General features: G+C 55.0%; 1 protein-coding gene. It reads left to right on the top strand.

Annotated elements, in window-relative coordinates:
• On the top strand, window positions 1–531 hold a 531-nt coding region (locus Phpb_RS20670), incomplete at both ends, for an RNA-guided endonuclease InsQ/TnpB family protein (RefSeq protein ID WP_075489572.1).

Genomic DNA, 531 nt, shown 5'->3' with positions numbered 1-531 from the left:
AGATAAGATGGCCAATCCCCGTCATCTTATCAATGCCGGCCGTAATCTGAGGCGTAAACAGAAGGCCCTCTCCCGGAAACAAAAAGGCGGCGCAGGCGGCGCCAACCGTCGTAAAGCACGACAGAGGCTTGCCGCCGTACATGAGCGGGTAGCGAATGCCCGCGCCGATTTTCAACACAAACTGTCTCGTTCAATGGTTGACGAAAACCAAGCGATCATTGTGGAGACGCTGAAATCGGCCAACATGATGAAGAATCACCACCTTGCCCGCGCTATCGGGGATGCGGGCTGGCATGGCTTCATCAAGAAACTGGAATACAAAGCCGCAGCGGCAGGCGTCCATCTGGTCAAACTGGATCAGTGGTTCGCCAGTTCGAAAACCTGCCATTGCTGCGGTTACAAAATGCTGGAAATGCCGCTGCGTAAGCGGCTCTGGCAATGCCCTTTCTGTCGAGTCGAACATGACCGCGATATCAATGCGGCGCTCAACATCGAGCGCAAGGGCATAACAGAATTACAGGCGGCGGGACA

This window comes from Photorhabdus namnaonensis, from assembly GCF_001684335.1.
GTDB classification, from domain to species: domain Bacteria; phylum Pseudomonadota; class Gammaproteobacteria; order Enterobacterales; family Enterobacteriaceae; genus Photorhabdus; species Photorhabdus namnaonensis.
The sequence above is the reverse complement of the archived record's forward strand: the minus strand, read 5'-3'. Positions and strand labels throughout refer to the sequence as shown.